Raw genomic sequence first — 25,114 nt, 5'->3', positions numbered from 1 at the left:
GTTGAAGATGGGCGAGCCGGTCGTTCCGTCAGCCGCCGAACCATCGGGCCGGCACGGTGACGAGCGAGGGAAAAAGTACCAGCAGGAACATCACCGCCAGCTCGGCCAGCATGAAGGGCCACACACCCTTGGTGACCTCGTCGATCTTCATGCGGCCGACGCCGGCCACCACGTTGAGCACGGTGCCCACCGGCGGGGTGATGAGCCCGATCGAGTTGTTGATGATGAACAGCACGCCGAAGTAGACCGGGTCGACGCCCGCCGCCTTGACTACGGGCATCAGCACGGGGGTGAGGATCAGGATCGTCGGCGTCATGTCCATCGCGGTGCCGACGATCATCACCAGCACCATGATCGCGACCAGCAGCAGCGTCGGGCTGGCCATGAAGGGCTCGAGCAGCCCGATCACCTTGCTGGGCAGGTCGGCCACCGTGATGAGCCAGGCCGACACCATCGCGGCGGCGATCAGCAGCATGATCACCGAGGTGGTCTTGGCGGCCGTGACGAAGATGGTGTAGAGCTGGCGCAGCTTCAGCTCGCGGTAGACGACGGTGGAGACGAACAGCGCATAGACCGCTGCGACCACGGCGGCCTCGGTGGGCGTGAACACGCCCGCGCGCAGGCCGACCAGGATGATCACCGGCAGCATCAACGCCCAGCCCGAGGCGCGCAGCGTCTGCAGCACCTCGGCGCGCGAGCGGCGCGGCGGCGCCACGATCTGCTCGCGCCGGCCCAGCCACCACCAGGTGAACCACAGCGCGGCGCCGATCAGCAGGCCCGGGAAGATGCCGGCCAGGAACAGCTTGGTGATGGACACGTTGGCCGCCACCCCGAAGATCACGAAGCCGATGCTCGGCGGAATGACCGGGCCGATGATTCCCGAGGCCGCGATCAGCCCGCCCGAGCGCGCTTTGTCGTGTCCGGCCGAGACCATCATCGGCAGCAGCAGCGCGGTGAGCGCGGCGGCGTCGGCCACCGCGGAGCCCGACAGCGCCGACAGCAGCACCGCCGCCATGATCGTGACGTAGCCCAGGCCGCCGCGGATGTGGCCGACCAGCGCCAGCGCCAGGTCGATGATGCGGCGCGACAGCCCCCCGACGTTCATGATCTCGCCGGCCAGCATGAAGAAGGGCACAGCCAGCAGCGGAAAGCTGTCGGCCCCGTTGACCACGTTCTGCGCCAGGATCTGGGCGTCGAAAAGGTCCAGGTGCCACATCAGGGCCACGCCCGTGGCCAGCAGCGCGAAGGCGATCGGAATGCCGAGCGCCATGGCGCCCAGCAGCGCGCCGATGAAGATGGCGACCGTCATGGCCGTTCTCCGGGCGACCTGGCCTGTACCGCTTCTTCGCGCGCCAGTTCGGCCTGCAGCGCCTCGAGCTCGCCCTGTTCCTCCGATTCCTTGACCATCACCATCTCGGCCTCGCTGAGCTGGCCGGTGAGCGCGCGCCACAGCTCACGCAGGATCAGCAGCCCCGCCGAGGCGGCGAACACCACGCCCGAGCCGTACAGGAAGGCGCTGGACATGCCCGTGACCGGCGCGGCCACGTCCCAGTTGATCCGTGCCTGTTCGAGGCTGCCGTCGAGCAGCAGCCAGGCGATGAACAGCATCAGCAGCTGGCCCACCACCAGGCAGGCTTTCTTGCCGAACAGCGGCAGCCGCGACACCAGCATGTCGGTGCCCAGGTGGGCGTGCTCCTTGAGCGCGACGATCGCGCCCAGGAAGGTGACCCAGACGAACAGCCAGCGCGAAACTTCTTCCGACACCGTGATGCCGGAGTTGAAGCCATAGCGCAGCACCACGTTGCCGAACACCAGCACCACCATGATCGCCAGGAACAGCGCAATCAGGCCCTCCAGCAGGCGACAGTAGCCATCGATCAGGCGAGCCATGATCTTCTTTCCTTGTGCGGTTGTCGGGCGGTGGCTACTTGGCGGCCCGTGCCTTGTCGAGCTCGGAGAACAGCTCCTGCGCCAGCGCCGGGTCGATCTGCTTCACGTATTTTTCTGTCACGGGCTTGAGCTTCTCGCGCAGCCGCTCGCGTTCTTGCGCCGGAAACGCCGTCAGCGTCATGCCCTTGCTCTTGAGGAACTCGGCCGATTTCGCGTTCACCTCGCGGTTGGCATTGCGCTGGTAGGGCTGGGCTTCCTTGGCGGCGTCGGCCAGCACCTTGCGTTCGTCCGCCGAGAGCTTGTCCCAGGTCTTCTTGCTGAACAGCAGCACGATCGGGTTGAAAGTGTGGCGCGTGTCGGAGGCGTACTTCTGGATCTCGTAGTACTTCGAGGCCTCGACCAGCGAGTACGGGTTCTCCTGGCCGTCCACGGCCTTCTGCTCCAGCGCGGTATAGACCTCGGGCAAGGGCAGCGGCGAGGGGTTGGCGCCAAGTGCGCTGAACATGTCGATCATCACGGGGATCTGCATCACGCGCAGCTTCAGGCCCTGCAGGTCTTCCATCTTCGCCACGGGGCGGCGGCTGTTGGTGACGTTGCGAAAGCCGTGCTCGAAGTAGGTCAGGCCGACCAGGCCCTTCTCGGGCAACTTGTCCAGCAGCTTGCGCCCGACCGGGCCGTCGAGCACGAAGTCGGCCTCCTTCTCGTTGTTGAAGAGGAAGGGCAGGTCGAACAGCGAGAACTCCTTGATGGCCACCGAGATCGACCCGGGCACGACCATCGTCAGGTCCACCGTGCCGCCCTGCAGCGACGAGATGACGGCCGCATCGCCGCCGAGCACGCCGGCGGGAAAGAGCTTCACCTTCATCTTACCGCCGCTCTTCTTGTCCACCAGGTCGGCGAAGCGCTGCGCGCCCATGCCCTGTGGGTGTTCCTTCTGGTTGACGAACGCGAGCTTGAAGTTGCGCTCCTTGATGTCCTGTGCGTGGCCGGTGCCTGCGAGGGCGAGCGCGGCCGCCAAGCCGCAGAGGGCGCCCAGGAGGCGTTGCGATGGGGTCTTCATGGGGGGTCTCCTACTTGAAATTCGATTCTTCTCGCGCACGCGGCCCGAGCGCTCGCTCGATGGCGGCACCCACCGCCAGCAGGTGCCGGTCGGTGCCCGCCGCGCCGCAGGCCATCAGCCCGACCGGCGCCGTGCCCGGTGCATGGCAGGGCAGGGTGAGGGCGCAGCCGTCGAGAAAATTGACGACCCCGGCGTTGCGCAGGATGCGCAGGTTCCAGCGCACGTAGTCGTCGTCGCTGCGGTCGGCCTCGGCAAGGGGCGGCGCGATGCAGGCCACGGTGGGCAGCAGCAGCGCGTCGAACGGGGCCACCCTTTCCGCGAAGGCTGCGATGGCCGAGGCGCGCAGGCGCAGCAGCACGATGTGGTCGGCGGCGCTGATGCCGGCGCCCAGCGCCAGGCGCTGCCCGACGCGCGGGTCGTAGAGCGGGAGCCGGTCCAGGCTCTCGCGGTGCACCACGTAGGCTTCCGCTCCCGCGATGCCGCCGCCTTCGAAGTAGCGCGGATGCGCGTCCAGCGACGGTATGGGGGCGGTGACGATGTGCGCCCCGGCACGCGACAGCGTCGCCAGCGCGGTCGAGAAAGCGTGCGCCACCTCGGGGTCGAGGTCGTCCATCAGGCCGCCCTCGGGCACGAGCAGGCGCAGGCCGCGCGCTTCCAGCGGCGCGAGCGGTGTGGGCGCCGTGCCGGCCAGGATCGCGTCGAAGAGCGCGCAGCAGTCGACGGAGTCGGCCAGCGGGCCGATGGAATCGAGCGTCCACGACAACGGGAAGGCGCCTTCGGCCGGCACCCGCCGCGCGGTCGGCTTGAAGCCCACCACGCCGCACAGCGCCGCCGGGATGCGCACCGAGCCGCGCGTGTCGGTGCCCAGCGCCATCACACCCATGCCATCCGCCTGCGCCACGCCGGCACCGGAGGACGAACCACCCGGCACGCGGCCGGTGGTGCGGTCCCAGGGGTTGCGCGGTGTGCCGGTGTGCGGGTTCAGGCCGACGCCGCCAAAGGCGAACTCGACCATGTTGGTGCGGCCCAGCAGCACCGCGCCGGCGGCGCGCAGCCGCTCGACGGCGAGGGCGTCGCGCACGGCCGGTGCAGCATCGGCACGCACCACCGAGYCCGCGCGCGTGACCTGGCCAGCCAGGTCGAACAGGTCCTTCACCGACACCGGCAGGCCTTCGACGGGTGAGCGCACGGTGCCGCTGCGGCGCATCGCGTCGGAGGCGTCGGCCATCCGGCGCGCGCCCTCGGCATCGACGTGGGTGAAGGCGCGTGCACCTTCGCCCGCGGGGTCGGCGATGCGCGCGAGCGCCGCCTCGACCAGTGCGCGCGAGGTGGTTGTGCCGGCCGCGAGGTCGGCGCTGAGGTGTGCTGCCGTGGCCATGGCGTTGCCCCTGCGTTCCGTTCGCCGCCTAGGCGTGCACCAACTCACGAGCCACGCGACGCACGTCCATCTCGTACTCCATGTCGGCGATGGGCGGGCGGGTGTACTGCCAGGTGAGGCCCATACGGGCCACGCCGCGCTGGACGAGTTCTTCGCGAACCAGCGGGCCGATGTCGTGCACCGTGTAGGCCTGCGTCGCGATCGCGTCCTGCCAGGTGAAGCCCAGTGCCGTGAGGCGCCGCGTCATCTCGGCCACGACGTAGCGCACCTTCTCGCGCAGGCCTTCGAGACTGGTGTCGCCCAGGCGCACCATGACGTCGCGGTAGTCGCCCTGGCCCTCGGGCGCTTCGCCGCCGCCGGCCACCACGAAGTCCGGCAGCGCGGTGCCGTCGTCCGGCACGGTGTAGGAGAAGGCATGGAAGGCCGGCGATGCCGGCGGCTCGTACGCCGGGCAGACATTGGTGCGAGCCACGGGGTTGATGTCGCCGTGCACCAGTCCCCAGTCCTGCAGCGTGCGCACGTAGAGGCGGTTGAACTCGACGAAGCCGCCGTCGGACAGCGGCGCGGGCGAGCGCAGCTCGCAGCCGCACAGCGCCGACAACGGCCGGCCGCGCTGCGCCAGGTGGGCGGCGATGGCGTCGAAGCCCGCGAGCAGCGCGGGCGGGCGCTGGAACACCACGCGCTCGATGGCAAAGCCCGGCAGTGCGGCGACGCCGGCCGAGTACTGGAAAACGGCCTGGATGTAGCGGTAGCCACCGGGCTGGAAATCGACGACTTGGGTCATGGGTGAATGTCTCCGTGGGTGTCGACTCTATGCAGCTTGTGCGCCGCAAAGAAGCCGATCTTCGGCACCCATGTGTTGCCGAAATGAGAACAGAGAAGACGCTAGCCGCGCTCGGCGGCGGTAGTGCCGTAGCGGCCCATGCCGGACTTGAAGGTCTGCAGCAGCTTGCGCGCGGCCGGCGACGGCTGGTACGAGGGCATCGTGACGAGGCTGATGTGGGTCTGGGCCAGGTCGCGCTCCTGCAGCGGCACCGCGCACAGCTCGCCGCCGGCGATCTCGCGCAGCGCGGCGTAGCGCGGCAGGAAGGTCATCAGCTCGGAATGGCGCACGATGCCCTTGGCCATGTCGAGGGTGTTCGCTTCGATCACGTGTGTGAGCGAGGTCTTGGTCTTCAGCGCGATGGCGTCGATCAGCGAGCGGATCTGGAAGGTGGTGTCGGGCAGCACCACGCGCTGATCTGCCAGCGTCTTGAACGAGATGCTGCGCCGCGATGCGAGCGGATGGCCCGCGGCGACGATGGCGCACAGCGGCTGCTCCAGCCGCGCATGCACATGGAAGGGGTGGCGCGCCGGCAGACCGAAGGCCAGCGCGAGGTCGATCTCGCCGTCGCGCAGCAGCTCGAGCACCGCGCGCGAGCCGACGATCGAGACGCTCACGCGGATGCCCGGAAAACGCTGGTCGAAGCCCGCCAGGTAGCGCGAGAGAAAGTAGACCATGCCCTCGACGCTGCCGATGCGCACCTGTCCCGCCTGCAGCCCGGTGATCTGCTGCAGCGAGGCGCGAAGGGCCTCGGCGTCGGTGCTGGCGCGCGCGGCGTAGTCGCGCACCAGCTCGCCGGCGGCCGTCAGCGTAAGGCGCCGCGCGCGGCGGTCGAACAGGGCGACCTGCAGTTCCGCCTCGAGTTGGCCGATCTGGCGGCTGATCGCGCTCGGCGCGATCGACAGGTGTTCCGCTGCACGGCGGATCGAGCCGCTGAGAGCGACTTCACGGAAGTAGGTCAGGGCGAGGGAGAGCATGGTGCGCGCCGATGCTACGCCAGACACCTGGCGCGTCGCGCGAGGCCGTCACTTCGTCTTCGCAAGCCGTCGCCCTCCACACTTTTGCAGCAGCTTGGCGAGGCAGGTGGCCAGCTCCAGCGTCGACGCCGGCTTCTTCAGGATCTCGTCCGCGCGGGCGGCATCTCCCGCGCCCGCTTCGTCGCCGTGGAAATGACCGCTCAGCAGCAGGATGGGGATGGTCTTGCGAATCGCGCGAATCCCCTCGATCAACGCAGTGCCGGAAAGTCCCGGCATGCGTTCGTCGGTAATTACAGCATCGAAGCGCTTCGGATGGGCGCGAAACGCCGCCAGGGCCTCGCCGCCCGACGTGAAGCCGACGGGCACGTACCCCAGGCCGGTCAGCACCTCGGTCATCAGGTTGACCAGCGCGCTCTCGTCGTCGACGACCAGCACCTGCTGGTGGTTGCCGCGCGGTGTCGATGGCTTTCCCGCTTCGCGGTCATCCTTCATGTCGTCGGCCCGCGGAAGATAGACGGTCAGTTCGCTGCCCGCCCCGGAGGTCTTGACATCGACGGCGCCACCGACGTCGGACACGATGCCGTGGACGACCGAGAGGCCCAGGCCCGTGCCGCTGCCGGCCTCCTTGGTGGTGAAAAACGGGTCGAACATCCGTTCCACGATGTCCGCCGAAATGCCCGCCCCTTCGTCGGCCACGGAGAGAACAAGATAGCCGCCGGGTTCCAGCGGGCCAGTTGTGCATGTTCTCGATGAACTCAACGAGAGGGTGTCTAGAGACACCCTCAGCGTGCCGCCAGCAGGCATGGCCTGGATCGCGTTGGTGGCGAGGTTCATGAACACCTGGTGCATCTGTGTGGCGTCCCCGAGCAGGGCGGCTCGGCCGGCATTCAGGCGGGTTGCGATGCGTACGTTGCCGGGCAGGGTGGCCGAGAGCAATTCAACGGCTTCGCGCACGATGCCTTCCACATGCACGGGGACGCGCGCGACGATCCCGGTGCGGCTGAAGGCCAGCATGCGATCGACCAGGGTACGCCCGCGTTCACCCGCGACCATGATGTTTTCGATGTCGCGGCCCAGCCGGCTGCCGCGCCTGGCGTCGCGCAAGGCGATCTCGCCGAAGCCCAGGATGGCTGCGAGGATGTTGTTGAAGTCGTGCGCGATGCCACCGGCGAGTGTGCCCGTGGCTTCCAGCCGCTTCGCCTGCAGCAGGGCCGCCTCCGCTCGCACCTGCGGATCGACGTCGCTGACCGAGCCCGCCAGGCGGGTCGCCTGTCCCGTGTCGTCGCGCACGCAGATGCCCCGGATGCGCACCCATCGGTAGACGCCGTCGGGGTGCAGCACACGCCATTTCCCGTCGTAGGCGGGACCGCCGGCCAGGTAGTCCTCCACCAGCTTCAATTGATGCGCCCCGTCATCCGGATGGATCTTGACGAGCGCCCTCCATTCGCTGCGCGGGCGCACCGTGGGCCCGGGCTGCAGTCCGTACAGCCGCTGCGTGCGTTCCGAGAAGAACATTTCGTTGGTGACGATGTTCCAGTCCCAGATACCGTCGTTCGAGCCGGCAACGGCCAGCGCAAAGCGCTCTTCCGAGGTGCGCAGCGCGGCCTCTGTCTGTACGCGGCTGTCGATATCGCTGACAGACCCCGCGGCTCTCGTCGGCTTGCCGGATGCGTCGCGGATGCAATCGCCGCGCACGCTGACCCACCGGTACACGCCGTCGGGGTGAAGGATGCGCCACTGTTCCTCGTGGGGCGGTGCGCCGGACAGGAAGCTCTCGACCAGCCGAGCTTGTCGAACCAGATCGTCGGGATGAATCCTGACCATCTCGAGCCATTCGGCCATCGGCCGCTCCGCGCGGCCGGGCTCGATGCCGTAGAGCCGCTGTGAGCGTTCGGAAAGGAACAGGTCGTTGGTGGCAATGTTCCAGTCCCAGATGCCGTCGTTCGAACCGGCGACCGCGAGCGAGAGACGCTCAAGCATCTCGATCGATGTCGGGCAGCGCAGCGGGGTGGCCTTCACGTTGCGGCCTGGGCTTCGAACCTGGCAACGAGGTACGACGCCGCGGGTCCGAGAGGCGTGTCGGTCCGGTGGATGGCGAAGAGTCGATAAGGGCCGCCGCGGCAGTCCGGCAGGTCGAGTCTCACGAGGCGCCCGGCTTCGAGGTCGTCGCGGATCAGGGGCTCCGGCATGTGGCCCCAGCCGATGCCTTCCTTCAGCAGCATGTGCTTGGAGGCGAGATCGGCGACCCGCCAGGTCCGCGTGCCGTGCACGCCCAGGCTCTGCCCCTGTGTCCGGGTGGAGCGGTCGGTCAGAACGATCTGCACATGATCGCGGCCGGCGCCGGGCGGGTTCCGGCCCGCGCGTGCCAAAGGGTGCGTCGGCGCGGCCACGGGGATCAGCTGAACGCTGCCGACTTCCACGCGCTCGATGCCGTCGATCGGCGTGTCGGGCGGGCCGCTCACCCCGATGGTGGCCGCGCCGTCGACCAGGAGCTGCGTGACCGCGCCGAGCGCCTCGACCCGAAGGTGCAGCGCTACGGTCGGGAACTCGGCGCGGAATGTCCGGATGGCATCGAGGACCCGTTCCGTCGGCAGCATCACGTCGAGGACGAGCGTGAGCTCTGCTTCGACACCCTCCTGCAGCGCCTTGACCTTGGCGCGCAATCCGTGGATGCCGTGAGCGATCGTGCGTGCTTCCGTGAGCACGGCGAGTCCCGCTTTCGTGAGCTGGGGCTTGCGTGTCGATTCGCGGTCGAAGAGCGAGACGCCCAACTGTTCTTCGAGCTTGGAGACGGAGTAGCTCACCGCCGATGTGGCGCGCACCAGGCTGCGCCCGGCGCCGGCGAAGCTGCCGGCGTCGACCACTGCAAGGAACACCCGCAACTGATCGTGGGTTGGTGTACCGAGGTAGGACATTTCAAGTTTTTCGAACGTTATGAACCAACTTCTTGGAGTTCCGGAAACCCGCGGCCCATCCTAAGATCGCCCGCGATGTCCGCAGACCGACCCTTCCCCTCCTCGACCTTGCCTCGGGTGCTCGCCGTGGACGACGACCCCATGGTGCGCGAGCTGATCAGCGGATACCTCAGCGACTATGACATCGGGGTGACGGCCGTGGCAAGCGGGCGAGAGATGCAGGAAGTGCTGGCGCGCGAGCCCGTGGACCTGGTGGTGCTGGATGTGCGCCTGCCCGGCGAGGACGGCATGCAGCTCGCGCGCGAACTGCGCGAGCGCTCGAAGCTGCCCATCATGCTGCTGACCGGGCGGCTCGAGGAAGCAGACCGCGTCATGGGGCTTGAAATGGGTGCGGACGACTATCTGACCAAGCCGTTCTCGCCGCGCGAACTGCTCGCGCGTATCCGAGCTTTGCTGCGCCGCGCGCGCATGCACGAGACCGTGGCCGATGTCGTGTCCTGCGTGCGGGCGTACCGCTTCGAAGGATGGGATCTGAACCTGCGCTTGCGCCGCCTGACGGCGCCTGAAGGCCGTGTGGTCGCGCTGCGCAACAGCGAGTTCAGTTTGCTGGTCGCCTTTCTCACCTCGCCCCAGCGCGTGCTGGCGCGCGAGACACTGTTGGAGCTCTCCCACCTGCACAACGCGGAGGTGTACGACCGGTCCGTCGATGTCCAGGTTGGCCGCTTGCGCAAGAAGATCGAAGCCGATGCCAGGTCACCCAGATTCATCGTGACCGAGCGCGGCGTGGGCTACGCCTTCCAGGCTGCCGTCGAAGTCGTCCGCATCTGAGCCGAGCCCGTCGGGGGCGTCCCTCGGCGGCGAGGATGTGTCAGCTGTCACGGGGGGCAAGCCTATGGTCATACGGCCGTGCGGCATCCGGCGCCCAATGAACCTCCGCGAACCCCGTGTCCGGATTCGCCTCACGACAGGGGATGGTGCACACACGGTATCGCGTCGCAATCGTCGAGAGTGACGAACTCGTTCGCCAGCTGATCGTGCGCTGGCTCGGCGATGCGGGCCACCAGGTGGTCGAGAGGAGCGTGTCGCCCGGCGAGGCCGATCTGGTGATCGTCGATGTGTCGGGGCGGCGCCATGCTACGGCACGAATCCGCGCGATCCAGGCGGCATGCGCGAGCCGCATCCTCGTCGTCTCGGCCAGCTTCCGGCGTGATCCGGGGCAACCCGACCTGGCCCGGCAGCTGAGCGTTCATGCGGTGCTGCCCAAGCCGTTCACGGGAGAGGCGTTGCACGCAGCGATTGCACAGGCGATGCGCGAAGACTGACAAGGCGTGGCCCGCTGCGGATCGACGAACTTCGAATCGACTGCGCGTCATCTGATACATGGACGCGCGCAAGCGGCGTTGTCCGGACACAGTGAGTCTGCACATTGGTGGGGCGCCTCGAGGCACCGCTGCCGAACGCAGTGGTCCGCGAAAAGCGCTGAATCAACGTCATCCTTCAACCAGATGGGAAACTTGCCATGAGCGAATCCAAGAACCTGAAAGTCGGCCTCGGTGCGTTGCTGACGCCCGACAACTGTGCGCTGATCCTGATCGATCACCAGCCCTTCCAGTTCGCAGGCCTTCGAAGTCACGACACGCAGACGGTGATCAACAACGTCGTCGGTCTCGCCAAGTCGGCGAAGCTCTTCGGTGTGCCCACGCTTCTGACCACCGTGGTGGAAAAGCAGGGCGGCTATCTGATCAAGCAGCTCCAGGACGTGTTCCCCGAGCAGAAGCCCATCGACCGGACCTTCATCAACACCTGGGAGGACCGTCAGGTGGTCGACTGGGTCGAGAAGACTGGCAAGCGGAAGATCGTCATGGCGGCACTGTGGACGGAGATCTGTCTGGCCATGCCTGTCATCCAGGCGCTTGGGGAGGGGTACGAGGTCTATATCGTCACCGACGCTTCCGGCGGCGTCACGCTCGAAGCGCACGAGATGGCCGTTCGACGCCTGATCCAGGCCGGGGCTGTTCCCCTCACCTGGACTGTCTTTGCGTCGGAACTCCAGCGCGACTGGGCCCGAACAGCCACGGTTCCAGCGCTGGCGCAGATGCTGGTCGAGCACATGGGTGTCGTGGGCACGAGCTTCACCTGGGAGCAGCAACTCCTTGCGACGCCCCCGGGGCATTGAGCAGGCGGAGGCGGCATGAAAGTCGGCATCATCGGCGCAGGCAGCATCGGCCGCGCATTTGCAACGCATGTGGCAAGGATCGGCGGCGACGTCGTCCTCAGCAACAGCAGGGGCCCTGAGTCGCTCCAGCCGTTCGTGGCCGCACTGGGGCCGCGGGCAAGAGCTGGAACACGGCAGGAGGCCGCGCGCGCGGACATCGTGATGTTGGCAGTGCCGTGGTCCGAACTGGACGCTGCGACGGCCGACCTGCCTGCATGGGAAGGTCGCATCCTCATCGACGCGACCAACCCCGTCGTTCAGCCGGGATATCGCCTCGCGGATCTCGGCGGATCGACGTCCAGTGAGATCGTGGCCTCGCTCGCTCCTGGGGCGCATGTCGTCAAGGTCGCGAACACGTTGCGAGCCGCGCTGCTTGCCGCCGAGCCGAGGGAGTCAGGCGGCCATCGCGTCCTCTTCATGTCGGGGGACGATCCTGATGCGAAGTTGCGTGTCCGGGCCCTCCTGGACAGCATCGGATTCGCAACAGTCGATATCGGCTCGCTGCGCAGCGGCGGGCCTCTGCAGCAATTTCCCGGCGGCGTTCTTCCCAATCTCAATCTGATCCGGTTGCCCTGAGACGAACGCATGCGTCGGTCCGGCGCTCGCAGTGGGTAGGTATCTAGTTTCTCGATGGATTCCATCGAAACAAACAGGCTTCCACGAGAGATGCATGGCTCCTACGCTAGAGCCATGTCATCGAAGTTCGTTCTTCCTTCACTGCACGCCGAGCTTTCGGCGATTTCTGTCAGTTCGCGGCCAACCCACTGAGTTGGCGCTCTCAACCGCTTTCCAAGGAGATACCCCATGAGCAAGGTTCTTGTCCTGTATTACTCGTCCTACGGCCACATCGAGAAGATGGCGCAGGCCATCGCTGAAGGCGCCCGCAGTGCCGGCGCCGAGGTCGACATCAAGCGCGTGCCCGAGACCGTTCCGCTGGAAGTCGCGAAGAGCGCGCACTTCAAGCTGGACCAGTCGGCACCGGTCGCCACGGTGGCCGAACTCGAGAACTACGACGCGATCATCGTCGGCACCGGCACGCGCTTCGGCCGCATGTCCTCGCAGATGGCGGCGTTTCTCGATCAGGCGGGTGGCCTGTGGGCGCGGGGCGCATTGCACGGCAAGGTGGGTGGTGCCTTCAGTTCGTCCGCCACGCAGCACGGCGGCCAGGAGACCACGCTGTTCTCGATCATCACCAACCTGCTCCACTTCGGCATGACCATCGTGGGCCTGCCGTATAGCCACCAGGGCCAGATGAGCGTGGACGAGATCGTCGGCGGCGCGCCCTACGGCGCCACGACCGTGGCCGGCGGCGACGGATCGCGCCAGCCGACCGAGATCGACCTGGCCGGTGCGCGCCATCAAGGCGAGCTGGTCGCCAAGACGGCGGCCAAGCTCTTCGCTTGAGCACCGGGTTCCCAAGGAGAACTGCTATGAGCACCCAGAACACCGCAGGCGAAGCGGCCAAGGCCGTCGTGCGTCGTAACACCGAAGAGGTTCAGGGCGGCGGCAATTACGCGCTCTTCGACGAGCTCTTTGCCGACGACTTCCTGGACCACACACCGCAGCCCAACTGCACGCCGGACAAGGCGGGCGCGCTGGGCCTGTACAAGACGCTGCGCGCGGCGTTCCCCGACTTCCATGCCGACATCCATTGGCAGCGCGTGGACGGCGACGTCGTGACCACCTTCAAGACCTACCACGGCACGCACCAGGGCGACGTGTTCGGCATCGCGCCCACGGGCCGCAAGATCCATTTCGAGACCGTCGACGCGATGCGCGTGCAGGACGGAAAGATCACCGAGCACTGGGGCGTTGCCAACCTCTTCTCCCTGCTGCAGCAACTCGGCGCGTGGCCGCCGGCGGCGCAGCCCCAAGCGTGAGGTGAGGGCGCCATGAAGCACTTCCTGTCCGCGCTGTTCCTGTCGGTCGTCGGCGCCTCGGCGCATGCCGACACGGGGTCGGCCAATGCACAGGTCGCCGCGCGCTGGTACCAGGCCTTCGACAAGAGGGAGCCGGCGCTCATCGACCAGATCATCGACGCGCGCTGGGTCGACATCCCGGCGCCCGAAGGGACGCCGCCGGGGCCCGAGGGGCTGAAGAAGGTCTACGCGATGCTGACCTCGACGTTCCCCGATCTGCGCATCGAGATCAAGGACGTAATCGAACAGGGCGACAAGGTCGTCGTGCGCTCGGAGATATCCGGCACGCAAAAGACCGCCTTCCTGGGCATGCCCACGAAGCACCGGCAACTGCGCATTCAAGCCATCGACATCCAGGAGGTCCAGAGCGGAAAGATCGTTCGCACCTGGCACAGCGAGGACTGGATGACCGGGCTGCATCAACTGGGTGTCCTCGGCAGCCCCTGAGGCGGGTGCCGATGCCTCCCGAGAAGGAACACTGAAATGAGCGACATTCTCAAAGACAAGGTCGTTGTCATCACGGGCGCCGCCAGTGGCATCGGACGCGCTATCGCCATCGGCGCCGCGCAGCACGGCGCCACGGCGGTGATCGTCTCGGACATTACCGAGACGTCCAACGAAGGCGGCAGCACCACGACCTCGGAGATCGAGGCGCTGGGCGTGGCCGCGCGCTTTCATCGTACGGACGTGAGCCAGCGCGCGCAGGTCGATGCGCTGGTCGAGTCGGCAGCGGAATTCGGCGGCGTCGACGTGATGGTCGCCAACGCCGGCATCACGCTGCGTTCGGACGGGGCCGACGTGGCGGAAGACGACTACCGGCGCCTGATGACCGTCAACCTCGACGGCGTGCTGTTCAGCGCCCAGGCGGCGGCGCGCCAAATGAAGGCGAACCGCAAGGCCGGCAGCATCGTGCTGATGGCCAGCATGGGGGGGATCGCGGGCGCCAGCATGACCGTGGCCTATTCCACGAGCAAGGGCGGCGTGGTGCTCATGGCCAAGGCCCTGGCCGATGCGCTCGGGCCCGACGGTATCCGCGTCAACGCGGTCGCACCGGGCGTCATCGACACCCACCTGGTGCGCACCAACCCGGGCATCGCTGCCGCGTCCGAGGGCTTCAGGCAGCGCACGCCGCTGCGCCGGCTCGGCAAGCCGTCCGAGATCGCGGACTCGGTGGCGTGGCTCGGCTCGGACATGTCCAGCTATGTCAGCGGCATCGCGCTGCTCGTCGACGGTGGCCTGCTGTCGGTGATCTGACGCGCGATCGCGACGACTGGAGTGCCTGATGGACGGACTGGACCTCCTGAAGGCGTTTCGCGAAGTCGCCGCACGTGGGAGCTTCTCGCGCGCGGCCGTCTCGCTCGGCGTGTCGAAGGCGACGGTCAGCAAGTACGTGGTGCAGCTCGAGTCGCGCTTCGGTGTCCGCCTGCTGAACCGGTCCACGCGCTCAGTCACGCTCACCGACGCCGGGCAGCTGCTGCTCGAGCGCAGCAAGCCGCTGCTGGAGATGGTGGAACTTACCGAGAGCGATCTCGAGGGCTATGCGGGCCATCCGCGCGGACGGCTGCGAATATCCGCACCGCACGGGCTCGCACACACGTTGCTGGCCACGGCGCTCGGCGAGTTCATGGCGAAGCATCCCGATGTGCATGTGAGCCTGGATCTGAGCAATCACGTGGTCGACCTCGTGGCCGAAGGTGTCGACGTCGCGGTGCGTTTCGGCCGCATCGGCAATGAGAACCTCATCGTGCGGCGTTTGCTACCCGTACAGCTGGTCGTCTGTGCCACGCCTTCCTACTGGGCCCGCCGCGGACTGCCCAAGGTTCCCGACGACATGCGCCGTCACGAGGTGCTGACCTACTCACTCGCCGGTCCTGTGCCGAGCCTGCCCTTCGAGGTGGATGGGCAGGCCTACAGCGTTCCGGTGCACAGCCGCATGGACGCCAACGATGCAGTCCCGTTGGTCATGGCCGCGTTGTCCGGACTCGGCGCGGTGTGCGTGCCAGCCCTGATCGCGCAGACCCACATCGAGCGCGGCGCCTTGGTGCCGGTGCTGGGCGATTGCATGCCGCGTGATCTGTGGCTCTATGCCGCGTACGTTCAGCGCCGTCACAACAGCGCAGCCTTGCGCGCGCTTCTGGATTACCTCGAAACGAGGATGGCCGGCGAAGGGGCAGGAGCGTCGCGTCCGGCAAGCGCCGAGGACGCCAATGGCTTGCCCGTCGCGGCCTGAATGGCCGTTCGATTCACCGATTCCGACTCACTTACTTCAATTCACAGGAGACTCACCATGCGATTCTTGGCTTTCAACAACAGCGGCCAGCCGACACTCGGCCTGCGCCTTGGCAACGAAGTCGTCAACCTCACGGCCGAAGGCTTGCCATCGACGCTGGACGAACTGCTACGGGCCGGGCCCGCCGGACTCGAAGCCGCCCAACGCGCGGCGACCATGGCCCGGACGCGGACCAGTCTGTCATCCATCGAGTGGCTTCCCCCCGTCGCGGCCCCCACCAAGGCCATTGCCGTCGGTCTCAATTTCGTGGACCACGCGGCAGAGAGCAGCTTCGAGCCGCCGAAATACCCCGTGCTGTTCCACCGCTATCCGAGTTCATGGGTCGAGCATGGTGCGCCGCTCGTGCGGCCGCACGTGTCGACGCAGTTCGACTACGAGGGCGAACTGGTCGTGGTGATCGGCAAGGCCGGCCGGTACATCGACAAGGCGCAGGCGCTGGCGCACGTGGCGGGCTACTCGGTCTTCAACGACGGATCGATCCGCGACTACCAGATGAAGTCTGCCCAGTGGATGATGGGAAAGAACTTCGATCGTTCGGGTTCCTTCGGACCGGAGTTCGTTACCGCCGACGAGCTGCCGCCCGGTGCGGCGGGGCTTCGGCTGCAAACGCGGCTCAACGGCAAGGTGCTGCAGGATGCCGACACGCGCGACATGATTTTCGATGTCGCCACGCTGGTCTCGGTCTGTTCGGAACCTTTCGCACTGCAGCCCGGCGACATCATCGTCGCAGGCACGCCGTCCGGCGTCGGCGCCGCGCGCAAGCCTCCAATCTTCATGAAGGCCGGGGATGTGTGCGAGGTGGAGATAGAAGGCGTCGGCCTGCTCTCCAACCCCATCGTCGACGAAAGCTGAGCGCACGACCCGTGCGGTGAGAAAGCAGCCGTGTCCGCGACGCCAGAAGGAGCACTGCGGTGGACGCGTTGATCCGCATGGGCGCCGAGTACGGCGTGCCGATTGTGTTCGCAGCGGTGCTGATTGAACAGCTCGGCGTTCCGCTGCCTGCCTTTCCCGTGCTGATGTTCATGGGCAGTCTGGCCGTGCGGGGCGAGCAGTCGCTCGCGGCGCTAGGGATGGTGGCCGTGGGCACCGCGCTGTGGCTGCTGCGCAAGTGGTGGCGGCGCTACCGGTTCAGCCGGCAGCTGCGCATGGATCGGATGGTGGTGCATGACCTCCTCGCGCTCATCGATCGCGGCGAGTGCCCGCTGATTCTCGATGTGCCGTCCTCCACCGGCTTGTCCGAAGGCCGCATTCCCGGCGCCTTGCCGTTCGGCAGCGGGCCCGCGTGGCCCGCCGCGCTGCACGACCATCCCCGGGAGGCCCTGATCGTCGTCTACTGTTCCTGTCCCAACGATGCCTCGGCGGTCCTTGTCGCGCGCAAGCTGTTGGAGAGGGGCTTCCGGCAAGTCCGCCCCTTGGCAGGCGGCATCGAGGCCTGGCGCGCCGCGGGCCGCGAGGTGGCGTTGTGAACGCCTGTGAGTGCGCAATGCGCGAAGGCGTCGCGCAAGAGCTGCCTATCGGACCAGGATGTACAGGGCGACGGCCACCGCGATCGCGCCCGCCGCCCACCACCAGGCACGGGCGCCGCTGGGCGCGTTCGGGGCGGTTGCCGTGACCGCGGCGTCTGCCTTGGCCGCAGGGGCGGTGCTGTCGGCCGGACCGTCGGCGGTCCGCAGCCGTTCGGCAAAGGCCTTGAAGAATTCGTCGGTGAGCTTGGCCGCTGTCGCGTCCACCAGGCGCGACCCGATCTGCGCCATCTTGCCGCCCACGGTGGCGCGGGCGTTGTACCGAAGCCGCGTTTGGCCGGCCTCTGGAACGAGCGCGACATCCGCCGAGCCCTTGCCGAAGCCCGCTACGCCGCCCTGTCCGTCGAAGTTCATCGTGTACCCGTTCGGCGCGTCGACGGCGGTCATCTGCAGATTGCCTTTGAAGCGCGCGCTGACGGGGCCGATCTTCAGCGCCAGAACGGCGGCGAAGGCGTTGTCGCCGGTGCGCACCAGCGACTCGCAGCCCGCGATGCAACTAGACAGGATGTCCGGGTCGTTCAGTGCTGCCCAGGTGCGCTCGATGGGGGCGGGGATGAGTCGTTCGCCTTGGAGTTCCATGCTGTCTTCGCCAGGGGGGTGGTGGGAGGGTGCGAATGCGGCGGCGTCAGATGAGGCCGTGGTAGGAGCCGCCGTCGATCTGCAGGTTCTGGCCCGAGATGAAGCTCGCCTGCGCGCTGCAGAGATAGGCGCAGGCATCGCCGAATTCCTCGGGCCTTCCGAAGCGCTTCGCCGCGATCGATTCCGTGATCTGGGCTCTTGCTTCCGTAAAGCTGATGCCTTGTTCGTGTGTCATGCGCTCGGCCATGTAGCGTTGACGATCGGTGTCGATTCGCTCAGGCAGCAGGTTGTTGATCGTGACGTTGTCCGCGGCGACCTCGATCGACAGCGATTTGCTGAAGGCCGTCAGGCCGGCGCGCGCACCGGTGGACAGCGCCATCGAAGGGCGGGGCGATTTCACCATCGCTGATGTGATGTTCACGATGCGACCGAACCTGCGAGCGCGCATCCCGGGGATCAGCGCGCGAATGAGGAGAGCCGGGGCGAGCATGTTCGCCTCCAGGGCCTCGATCCACTGCGCGTGGTGCCAGTCGTCGAGCTTGCCGGGCGGAGGGCCGGCGTTGTTGTTGACCAAGATATCAGCCTCCGGGCAGGCGGCCACGAGCGCTTCGCGACCGGCCTCGGTCTTGAGGTCGGCGGCGACGAAGCGGATGTCGCCACCCGTGTCACGCGCAAGCGACTCGGCCGCCCGTCGTGCCTTCTCTTCGTCGCGCCCGTTGATCCAGACGGTGCACCCTTCGCGCGCCAGCGACGTGGCGCATGCCAGGCCGAGTCCTTGTGTCGAGGCGCAAACGATGGCGTTGCGACCCGCGATGCCAAGATCCATGGTTCCTCCGATGGGGTGGGGTTGGTCTCGCAGACAGGCGGCGGACCGCCGCCGTTCATCGCACGTCAGCTGTCTCGGGCAGGCAGAAGCCGGCCTCCAGGCAAACGCGCGTGGTTTCTTCGTAGTGTTTGGTCAGCAGGGCCGTGGCGCGTTCGACGTCGCGCGCCAGCGCTGCATCCACGAGCCGCTTGTGCTCGCGGTCGGGGTCCTTGTGGACGCGCCGCTTGAGGTAGGCCAGGCGCCGGTACAGCTCCGCCGCGTCGTGCAACGATTGGCACATGTCCAGCAGCATGGGGCTGTCGCACGCACTCACCAGCGCGAAGTGAAAGGCGGCGTGCGCTTCGGCATAGGCCTCGTTGCGCTGCTCAGGCGCATCGGGCATCTGGATTGGCGTGTTGGCCAGGCGGTGGTGCGCGGCCAGCAGCGCGGCCTCCCAGTCGACGCCGCCCAGCTCGATCGAGCGCTTGAGCGCCAGGCATTCGACGGACACCCGCACGAAGGTCAGGTCCCGCAGTTCGGAGGCCGTCATCGACGCGACGGCGAACCCCAGCTGCGGCTGCGTCTTGACCAGCTTGTCGGCGGCAAGGCGCGACAGCGCTTCCCGAACGATGTTCAGGCTGACGCCGTAGTCCTCCGCCATTGCGGCCAGTTTGAGGCGCTGACCGACTTCGAGCCGCCCTCCCAGGATGTCGCAACGAACCCGCTGATAGATGTCGTCAGCCATCGTTTTGGAGCTGCCTGTTCTTGCCATGCGGCGGAGTATACACGTTTGAAAAAGAATTAGATTTTCAAATTTAGCTGATATTTTCAAAAAGTTCTTTACAGCCCGGCACGGACTCCAGATACTCCCGATCCGGAGAGGCGCGTACCCGAAAGCGCCCGAGAGATCTGAAACCAGACCCTTCATGAAGGAGACAAAGATGACAAACCTCGCGCCCGATGCGCTTCGTCGCAAGGTCCTCGCCGGCATCGCTGGGGGACTTGCTCTGGGCTTGCATGCCGGCCCTGGTCGCGCGGCGCCAGCCGGCAAGCCGATCCGAATCGGCAGCACGCTGTCGCTGACCGGCCCACTGGCGCAGACCGCGCTGATCCACCGGATCGCCGGCGAGTCGTATGTCGAGATCACCAACGAGGCGGGCGGGCTTCTCGGGCGGCCCGTCGAATGGGTGCTGCTCGACGACCAGTCGAAACCCGAGGTGACGCGCAGCCTCTACGAGAAGCTGATCACGTCGGACAAGGTGGACCTCGTGGTCGGGCCCTACGGCACGAACTCGATCCTGGCCGCGATGGGCGTGGCCCAGCGCTACGGGAAGATCTTCATCCAGGGCAGCCTGGGGATTCCGAAGCTCGGCACCTATGAGATGCAGTTCCCCGCGGCGCCTTTCGGCCCGACCCCCGAAAAGGAATATCCGCTCGCGATCCTCGACTGTGTGGAAAGCCTGCCGTCGCCGCCGAAGAGCGTGACGGTGATCACCAGCAAGTTCCCGTCGGCGCAGTTCATGGCCGAAGGCATGCGAGACGCGACGAAGCAACGCAAGCTGCAGGTGCCGCTGTACCTCGAGTACGAGTTCGGCACGCGCGACTTTGCATCCATCGCGGCGCGCGTCAAGGACGCGGACGCGGACTTCCTCTGGGTGGGGGCACTGGGCGTCGAGGGCAACCAGCTGCTCGAGGCGCTCAAGAAGCTCGACTACGCGCCGAAGCTGCACTTCTACCTGTACCCGGCGCCGGGCCCCTTGCTTGCCACACCCGACGCGAAGAACGCACTGGCGCACACCTTCTTCGAAGACCACGCGCCTTTCTCGGGGCGAACCGACGTGCCCAAGTTCTCTCCCATGTACCGGGCCAAGGCGCTGAAGGCGGGCATCCCGTACACGCAGCTGGACGCCCAGGCAACCGGCACCTACAACGTCTTTGCGATGCTCGGGCGCGCCGTTGAGGCGACGCGCAGCCTCGACGACAAGACCCTGGCGCAGTGGCTCAAGCGCAGCTCGGTGGACGGGATCTTCGGCCCCCTGACCTTCAACGGCAACTTCAACCACGGGCCGGGCCGCATGCTGGTCAAGCAGGTGCAGAACGGCAAGTGGGTCGTGGTGTGGCCGCGCGCCGTGGCGGGTGCACCAATCGTCGCGTCCTGACGCATTTCGCCGGACGCATTGCGATGCCCAGTCTCACCTTGATCGGCCAGTCCCTGCTCTCGGGGCTCCTGGCGGGCGGCCTTTACGGCCTTCTCGGGCTTGGCCTGAGCCTCAGCTGGGGCCTCTTGCGCCTCGTCAACATCGCCCATTTCGCCCTGGCGTTCCTCGGGGCGTACATCACCTACCAGATCGGGAGCGTCCTGCATCTGAGCCTGGTCGTGGCGCTGCTGCTCATCCTGCCGTGCTTCTTCCTCTTCGGCATGGGGCTGCACTGGCTCTTCAAGCGTTTCGGCGTCGGGGAGTTCGGATCGTTGCTCGTCACCTTCGGCGTGGCGGTGCTGATCGAGACCTTGCTCCAGTGGTTCTGGACCGCCGACTTCCGGCGGTTCGAGACGCCGTACGGCAGTGCCTCCTTCCGTGTCGGCGCCATCTTCGTGCCGGTGCTGGAGCTGGCGGCCTTCGCCGCGGCGGCAACTCTGRCCGGGAGCACCTGGCTCTGGCTCAACAGAACCTATGTCGGCAAGGCCTTGCGCGCCAGCGCGGAGGACGAGCAGGTAGCCGCCGCCTTTGGCATCAACCACCGCAGGCTGTCCTATGTCCTGTCGGGCTTGTGCGCCGCCTACGCCGGCATTGCCGGGATCTTCATCGCGCTGATCTCCACGCTGGCACCGGCGCAGATCTGGGCGTGGCTGGGCGTGGTATTTGCCGTCGTCATCATCGGCCGCCTCGGCAACCCGATGGGCGCATTCGTGGCTGGCGTGCTCATCGGTGCGTGCGAAGGACTGGCAATGGCCGTCCTGAGTCCCGCCTGGGCGCCGGTCGTTTCGTTCTCGATCCTCGTGGTCATTCTTCTGTGGCAACCCAAATGGATGTGACCGACCTGCGCCCGCGCGTCCTCGGTGGCGTCGGCCTCGCGATCGTCGCGCTGGCCCTGCTGCCCATGGCCGGCCTTCCTGCGTTCTACGACTCCTTCTTCTACCTGCTGTTCTTCTGGATCTCGCTGGCGACGAGCTGGGCGATCCTCAGCGGCTATGCCGGCTACTTCAGCCTGGGCCATGCGGCGTTCCTCGGCGCGGGCATGTACACCAGCGCGACGCTGACCACCAAGTTCGGCTGGCCGTTCCTGGCGACCATCCCGATGGCAGCGGCCGTGGCCGCGCTGCTGGGGGCCGGCATCGGCGCGCTGGTGTTCCGTCTGCCAAGGCTGCGGGGGGAGCTCTTCTCGCTGATGACGCTGGCCGTGACCTTCATCCTGGCGACGGTGATCCTGAACACGCCGCTCGACGGCGGGCCGGGCGTCTACCTCTCCAGCGTTCCGGTGCCGAAGATCATCGCGTCCGAAACGGGGTCGGTTTACCTGCTCGGGCTCGCCATGTGCGTGCTGACCTTGTTCGTCGCATGGTGGATCGCGCGTTCGCAGTTCGGCCTGGGCCTCTACGCCATCAGCGACGACGAAGACGTGGCCGAGGTCAAGGGCGTGCCGACCTTCCGCTACAAGATGACGGCCTTCGCCGTTTCGTCGGGCATCGCTGGCGCGGTGGGCGGCATCCACGCGATCTACGTGGGCTTCGTGACGGTGGGGGAGACCTTCGGCATCGCGGTGCCGTTGAGTGTCGTGCTGATGAGCGTGCTCGGTGGTGCGCGGCATTGGTTCGGACCGGCCGTGGGCGCGACGCTGATCACCGTGGCGTTGTTCGGCTTCGCAAGCACGGGCTTGAGCATCGTCGGGCGCGCGGTGGTGGCGGTCATGCTGATCGTGGCCATGCTGTGCCTGCGCGAAGGGATCGTTCCGACGTGGTTGAACAGAAGGCGCAGGCTCTCGTCGCGGGCGAGCACTGAGCGCGATGCGCCGGCCGCCGCCGCGCCGGCCGCGGCGCTCGCCGCGGTGGCGCCCGCGCCGATGCCGCAGAAGGACCACGTGGTGCTCAGCGTGCAGGACGTGCGCAAATCCTTCGGTGGACTGCAGGCCCTGCGCGGCGTCAACCTCGAGGTCTACGAAGGGGAGATCCTCGGCCTGATCGGGCCGAACGGTTGCGGCAAGACCACGCTGATCAACATGATCACCGGCCACCTGAGCCTCTCAGGCGGCGCGGTGAAACTCGACGGCGAGACGATCAGCGGCCAGCCGGCCCACCTGATCGCCTACAAGGGCATTGCGCGCACGTACCAGATCCCGCGGCCCTTCGCGCACCTCACCACGCTGGAGAACGTGGCGCTGTGCGCCCAGTTCGGCGGGGGCGATGCACGGTCGTCGAAGCTGGAGGCGATGCACTGGCTCGAATTCTGCGATCTCGCGCATCGCGCGCAGGCGCTGCCAGCGGACCTCAACCTGCGCGAACGCAAGGTGCTCGAACTGGCGCGTGCCCTGGCCGCGAAGCCGCGCGTGCTGCTGCTCGACGAGGTCATGTCGGGACTGAACCCGGCGGAGGTCGACACCGCCATCCGCCTCGTCAGGCAGATCCGCGCCCAGGGGACGAGCATCGTCTTCGTGGAGCACCTGATGCGCGCGGTGGTGCAGCTGTCGGACCGGGTCGCGGTCATGAACGAGGGCGCGCTTCTGGTGGCCGGGCGTCCCGAAGAAGTCATGCGGGACGAACGTGTCATCGGTATCTATTTCGGGAGTCAACATGCTGCTTGAGGCTCGCCATCTTCATGTCGGCTACGGCGACGCGACCGCCGTCTGGGATGTCTCGATCGATGTGGCGGCGGCCTCGATCGTGACGGTCATCGGCCCGAACGGGGCCGGCAAGAGCACGCTGATCAACGCCATCGCTGGCATGCTGCCGTACAAGTCGGGAACCCTGCGCTTCGAAGGCCGGGACATGGCGGGCGCCGCGCCGCACGACTTCTGCGAACGGGGCATCGCGCTCATTCCCGAGGGGCGGCGGCTCTTCACCACCATGACCGTCGAGGAAAACCTCGACATCGGCTGCTACCGGCCGTATGCACGCGAGCGCCGCGCGGCCTCGCTTGACGCTGTCTACAGCCGATTTCCCGTGCTGAAGCAGAAGCGCCTGCAGCCCGCCGGCCAGCTCTCGGGCGGCCAGCAGCAGATGGTCGCGATCGGCCGGGCATTGATGGCGTGTCCGCGCCTGATGTTGTTCGACGAACCGTCGCTGGGCCTGGCGCCGTCCATCGTGCAGGAGATGTTCGCTGTCATCCGCGACATCCGGCGCGAGGGCGTCTCCGTGCTGCTGGTCGAACAGAACGTGCAGCAGTCGATGGAGATCGCGGATTCGGCCTATGTGCTGGAGAGCGGGCGAATCGTCGCCTCGGGACTGCCGCAGGACCTTCTGCGCCAGAAGCACATCCAGCAGGCCTATCTCGGCATCGACGACAAGGAAGCAACAGGAGTCCTTTCATGACCGTGAATCGCTATGACGTGGGCGGTGTCCTCTATCCGCGGCCGTTCCGGGTTCGGCGGCTGGGGCACTTCGGTTTCAACCTGAGTTCCCTGGAGGGCGGCCTGGATTTCTACGGGCGCCTGCTGGGCTTCCGGCTGACCGACGAAGCCCGGCTGAGCCGACTGCTCCCCGACGCCGCGGTGAGCGCCGAGGACGACCGGCTGTTCTTCATGACGCACAACACTGACCACCATGCGTTCCTGCTGGCGCATCGCTCCCTCGGGGCACTGTTCGGCGACGACGCGGGCGCCAAGGACATGACGCTGTCGCAGATCACCTGGCAGGTCGGCACGCTGGAGGAGGTGGTGCGTGCGGTCGAGTACTTCGACCAGGGCGGTGTCGAGATCCGGCGCAGCGGACGCGACATGCCCGGCAGCAACTGGCACGTGTACGTGCGCGATCCCGATGGCCACACTGTGGAGCTTTACTACGGCATGGAGCAGGTCGGGCTCAACGGACGCAGCAAGCCGTCGCAGATGTACTACCGGCGCTTTCTCGACACACCGCCGCTGCCGCAGATGTCGGATATCGCCGAGGCCGCCGACGCGCAGGCGCGGGGAATCGATCTCCTGTCCGGCTACCAGATCCGTGACCTGGCGGCCGGCAAGGATTTCGACGTGGGGGGCGTGTTGCTGCCGCGCCCCTTCAAGGTCACCAAGATCGGACCGGCCGCGCTCTTCGTGGCCGACGTCGATGCGTCCGAGGCCTTCTACCGAGACACGATGGGTTTCAGCGTGACGGAAACCGTCGAATGGCGCGGGCACCGCTGCGTCTTCATGCGCCACGGCAACGAACACCACAGCCTGAAGCTGCTCCCAAAGGCGGCGCGGGCCGAACTGGGCCTGTCGGAACACACGAGCTGCATGTCCATGGGAATGCAAGTCTGCAGCTATCGCCAGCTTCGGGACGCCGTCGATTGGTTGAAGGCGCAGGGCGTGCGCTTTGTCGATCTGCCCGCGGAACTGAGCCCGGGCATTGACTACTGCGCGCACTTTCTCGATCCGGAGGGCCACTGCCTGCAGCTCTATTACTACATGGAGCAGGTCGGCTGGGAAGGCCGCGCGCGCACGGCCGCGCAGCGCAGGCCGACCGTCACGCCGTGGCCCGAGGCGTTGGAGCCCTTGGCGGATACGTACGTGGATCAGGTGTTTCAGGGGCCGCTCGGATGAAGTCCGCC

The 25,114-nt window shown here is 67.0% G+C and carries 27 protein-coding genes; 16 read left to right on the top strand and 11 right to left on the bottom strand.

What is annotated here, in order from left to right; translation table 11 throughout:
* Positions 1-28: 28 nt before the first annotated feature.
* The 8 genes from AC1D2E_RS04000 to AC1D2E_RS03965 form a co-directional block, all read right to left on the bottom strand.
* On the bottom strand, positions 29-1,309 hold the full coding sequence (locus AC1D2E_RS04000) for a TRAP transporter large permease subunit (RefSeq protein ID WP_478196206.1): 1,281 nt from the start codon (positions 1,307-1,309) through the stop codon (positions 29-31).
* A complete protein-coding gene (locus AC1D2E_RS03995) occupies positions 1,306-1,890 on the bottom strand; it encodes a TRAP transporter small permease (protein WP_478196205.1) in 585 nt (194 codons plus the stop codon). Before AC1D2E_RS03995 ends, AC1D2E_RS04000 begins: the two co-directional genes overlap by 4 nt.
* A 34-nt stretch (positions 1,891-1,924) precedes the next feature.
* Positions 1,925-2,950, bottom strand: coding sequence for a TRAP transporter substrate-binding protein (locus AC1D2E_RS03990; RefSeq protein WP_478196204.1), 1,026 nt, complete (start codon positions 2,948-2,950; stop codon positions 1,925-1,927).
* Between the two features lie 10 nt (positions 2,951-2,960).
* Entirely contained in the window at positions 2,961-4,328 is a 1,368-nt protein-coding gene (locus tag AC1D2E_RS03985; RefSeq protein WP_478196203.1) for an amidase, read from the bottom strand.
* Positions 4,329-4,356: 28 nt separating this feature from the next.
* Positions 4,357-5,112, bottom strand: coding sequence for a 2-amino-5-chloromuconate deaminase CnbZ (cnbZ, locus tag AC1D2E_RS03980; protein ID WP_478196202.1), 756 nt, complete (start codon positions 5,110-5,112; stop codon positions 4,357-4,359).
* 101 nt (positions 5,113-5,213) lie between these two features.
* The gene (locus AC1D2E_RS03975) at positions 5,214-6,128 is read right to left on the bottom strand and encodes a LysR family transcriptional regulator (RefSeq protein WP_478196201.1); all 915 of its coding nucleotides are present in this window, start codon (positions 6,126-6,128) and stop codon (positions 5,214-5,216) included.
* A 48-nt stretch (positions 6,129-6,176) separates the two neighbouring features.
* Complete coding sequence (locus AC1D2E_RS03970; protein WP_478196200.1) at positions 6,177-8,147, bottom strand: PAS domain-containing protein; 1,971 nt, start codon at positions 8,145-8,147, stop codon at positions 6,177-6,179.
* Positions 8,144-9,043 carry a LysR family transcriptional regulator gene (locus AC1D2E_RS03965; protein ID WP_478196199.1) on the bottom strand — a complete coding sequence of 300 codons (900 nt, stop codon included), beginning with the start codon at positions 9,041-9,043 and terminating at the stop codon, positions 8,144-8,146. The genes AC1D2E_RS03970 and AC1D2E_RS03965 overlap by 4 nt, the downstream gene beginning before the upstream one ends.
* A 117-nt stretch (positions 9,044-9,160) precedes the next feature.
* On the opposite strand from AC1D2E_RS03965, the gene AC1D2E_RS03960 reads away from it, so the two are divergent.
* The 11 genes from AC1D2E_RS03960 (at position 9,161) to AC1D2E_RS03910 (ending at position 16,933) form a co-directional block, all read left to right on the top strand.
* Positions 9,161-9,871 carry a response regulator gene (locus AC1D2E_RS03960; RefSeq protein ID WP_478196198.1) on the top strand — a complete coding sequence of 237 codons (711 nt, stop codon included), beginning with the start codon at positions 9,161-9,163 and terminating at the stop codon, positions 9,869-9,871.
* A gap of 116 nt (positions 9,872-9,987) precedes the next feature.
* Positions 9,988-10,365 (top strand): response regulator, encoded by a 378-nt coding sequence (locus AC1D2E_RS03955; RefSeq protein ID WP_478196197.1) that lies wholly within the window; start codon positions 9,988-9,990, stop codon positions 10,363-10,365.
* Between the two features lie 197 nt (positions 10,366-10,562).
* The gene (locus AC1D2E_RS03950; RefSeq protein WP_478196196.1) at positions 10,563-11,219 is read left to right on the top strand and encodes a hydrolase; all 657 of its coding nucleotides are present in this window, start codon (positions 10,563-10,565) and stop codon (positions 11,217-11,219) included.
* A gap of 15 nt (positions 11,220-11,234) precedes the next feature.
* Entirely contained in the window at positions 11,235-11,834 is a 600-nt protein-coding gene (locus AC1D2E_RS03945; RefSeq protein ID WP_478196195.1) for an NADPH-dependent F420 reductase, read from the top strand.
* 228 nt (positions 11,835-12,062) lie between these two features.
* Positions 12,063-12,662, top strand: a complete 600-nt coding sequence (gene wrbA, locus AC1D2E_RS03940) for an NAD(P)H:quinone oxidoreductase (protein WP_478196194.1) — start codon at positions 12,063-12,065, stop codon at positions 12,660-12,662.
* A 26-nt stretch (positions 12,663-12,688) separates the two neighbouring features.
* Positions 12,689-13,138: an ester cyclase gene (locus AC1D2E_RS03935; protein ID WP_478196193.1), complete on the top strand. Its 450-nt coding sequence runs from the start codon at positions 12,689-12,691 to the stop codon at positions 13,136-13,138.
* 12 nt (positions 13,139-13,150) lie between these two features.
* On the top strand, positions 13,151-13,624 hold the full coding sequence (locus AC1D2E_RS03930) for an ester cyclase (RefSeq protein ID WP_478196192.1): 474 nt from the start codon (positions 13,151-13,153) through the stop codon (positions 13,622-13,624).
* A gap of 36 nt (positions 13,625-13,660) precedes the next feature.
* Entirely contained in the window at positions 13,661-14,431 is a 771-nt protein-coding gene (locus AC1D2E_RS03925) for an SDR family NAD(P)-dependent oxidoreductase (RefSeq protein ID WP_478196191.1), read from the top strand.
* A gap of 28 nt (positions 14,432-14,459) precedes the next feature.
* Positions 14,460-15,407: a LysR family transcriptional regulator gene (locus AC1D2E_RS03920; RefSeq protein ID WP_478196190.1), complete on the top strand. Its 948-nt coding sequence runs from the start codon at positions 14,460-14,462 to the stop codon at positions 15,405-15,407.
* A 57-nt stretch (positions 15,408-15,464) separates the two neighbouring features.
* On the top strand, positions 15,465-16,319 hold the full coding sequence (locus tag AC1D2E_RS03915; RefSeq protein WP_478196189.1) for a fumarylacetoacetate hydrolase family protein: 855 nt from the start codon (positions 15,465-15,467) through the stop codon (positions 16,317-16,319).
* A gap of 59 nt (positions 16,320-16,378) precedes the next feature.
* Complete coding sequence (locus tag AC1D2E_RS03910; RefSeq protein WP_478196188.1) at positions 16,379-16,933, top strand: rhodanese-like domain-containing protein; 555 nt, start codon at positions 16,379-16,381, stop codon at positions 16,931-16,933.
* A 45-nt stretch (positions 16,934-16,978) separates the two neighbouring features.
* Here AC1D2E_RS03910 and AC1D2E_RS03905 read toward each other — a convergent pair whose 3' ends face one another.
* The 3 genes from AC1D2E_RS03905 to AC1D2E_RS03895 are packed head-to-tail and all read right to left on the bottom strand — an operon-like array spanning position 16,979 to position 19,119.
* A complete protein-coding gene (locus tag AC1D2E_RS03905; RefSeq protein ID WP_478196187.1) occupies positions 16,979-17,569 on the bottom strand; it encodes a CoxG family protein in 591 nt (196 codons plus the stop codon).
* Positions 17,570-17,615: 46 nt separating this feature from the next.
* Complete coding sequence (locus AC1D2E_RS03900; protein WP_478196186.1) at positions 17,616-18,395, bottom strand: SDR family oxidoreductase; 780 nt, start codon at positions 18,393-18,395, stop codon at positions 17,616-17,618.
* Positions 18,396-18,450: 55 nt separating this feature from the next.
* The gene (locus AC1D2E_RS03895) at positions 18,451-19,119 is read right to left on the bottom strand and encodes a GntR family transcriptional regulator (protein WP_478196185.1); all 669 of its coding nucleotides are present in this window, start codon (positions 19,117-19,119) and stop codon (positions 18,451-18,453) included.
* Positions 19,120-19,315: 196 nt separating this feature from the next.
* Here AC1D2E_RS03895 and AC1D2E_RS03890 point away from each other — a divergent pair, with 196 nt between their 5' ends.
* Genes AC1D2E_RS03890 through AC1D2E_RS03870 form a run of 5 tightly spaced genes read left to right on the top strand, consistent with a single transcriptional unit; the run spans position 19,316 to position 25,106 of the window.
* Positions 19,316-20,533: an amino acid ABC transporter substrate-binding protein gene (locus AC1D2E_RS03890; RefSeq protein WP_478196184.1), complete on the top strand. Its 1,218-nt coding sequence runs from the start codon at positions 19,316-19,318 to the stop codon at positions 20,531-20,533.
* Entirely contained in the window at positions 20,491-21,408 is a 918-nt protein-coding gene (locus AC1D2E_RS03885) for a branched-chain amino acid ABC transporter permease (protein WP_478196183.1), read from the top strand. Before AC1D2E_RS03890 ends, AC1D2E_RS03885 begins: the two co-directional genes overlap by 43 nt.
* Positions 21,399-23,171, top strand: a complete 1,773-nt coding sequence (locus AC1D2E_RS03880) for a branched-chain amino acid ABC transporter ATP-binding protein/permease (protein ID WP_478196182.1) — start codon at positions 21,399-21,401, stop codon at positions 23,169-23,171. The genes AC1D2E_RS03885 and AC1D2E_RS03880 overlap by 10 nt, the downstream gene beginning before the upstream one ends.
* Positions 23,161-23,898 (top strand): ABC transporter ATP-binding protein, encoded by a 738-nt coding sequence (locus AC1D2E_RS03875; RefSeq protein ID WP_478196181.1) that lies wholly within the window; start codon positions 23,161-23,163, stop codon positions 23,896-23,898. Before AC1D2E_RS03880 ends, AC1D2E_RS03875 begins: the two co-directional genes overlap by 11 nt.
* Positions 23,895-25,106, top strand: coding sequence for a VOC family protein (locus AC1D2E_RS03870; RefSeq protein WP_478196180.1), 1,212 nt, complete (start codon positions 23,895-23,897; stop codon positions 25,104-25,106). The genes AC1D2E_RS03875 and AC1D2E_RS03870 overlap by 4 nt, the downstream gene beginning before the upstream one ends.
* The last annotated feature ends 8 nt before the right edge of the window (positions 25,107-25,114 follow it).

It is taken from the genome of Variovorax sp. P1_H2 (assembly GCF_056405295.1).
This window is presented reverse-complemented; position numbering and strand designations above follow the sequence as displayed.